The sequence below is a fragment of the Streptomyces termitum genome (assembly GCF_014650175.1).
Taxonomy (GTDB): domain Bacteria; phylum Actinomycetota; class Actinomycetes; order Streptomycetales; family Streptomycetaceae; genus Streptomyces; species Streptomyces termitum.
Window position 1 is genome coordinate 1 of record NZ_BMUL01000064.1, and the last position, 581, is coordinate 581.

At 49.1% G+C, this 581-nt stretch carries 1 protein-coding gene; it reads left to right on the top strand.

The window, feature by feature from the left end; genetic code table 11:
• A partial coding sequence (locus IE219_RS32750; RefSeq protein ID WP_229850281.1) for a hypothetical protein occupies positions 1–396 on the top strand: 396 nt, incomplete at its 5' end.
• Between the last annotated feature and the right edge of the window lie 185 nt (positions 397–581).

Here is a 581-nt window from a genome sequence, read left to right on the forward strand (position 1 = left end):
ATCAACTGCACCTTCCTCGAATCCAACATGAATGCCGCTCCCTATGCTTTACTCTGCCTCGCTGCTGCCGCAGCCAACGTTGCTGCCGTTGGCGAGAAAATGAAATGTTCGACCTATGCTGCTGTCGGCGCCAAAGGATTCACTTGCAATGACCGGTCTGATATTATTTGCACCGAAGGCTGCAAGTCATTCGTCACGATAACCAACTGCACTTTGCCAAGCTACCCGAAAAAGCCGGTCACCACTGAACTCTGCACGATTGGGTATGGACGTGACACTGCCGCGGCCAAGGCTTGTATCACTGGTCAAGGTTCATTTCGTTGCACTGGCACTACAACTGGATACGGCAGTTGCTTTGGGTGCGTGCCATACGATAAAGTCAGCTGGGCAAAATAAAGCTGCATCGTAAACTTTCTTCACTGTAACGAGTTGCCTTAAGCCCGCTTATTTGGTTGAGGACAATTTTTAATTCTAGCCTACTCCCTGTCATAGTCTCTGTCAATTGTACCCCTCACTCTCTGTACACATGTCAACCCAAACACACGGTAGCCGCATCAATAAATGAGAAAATAGGTGTCCCC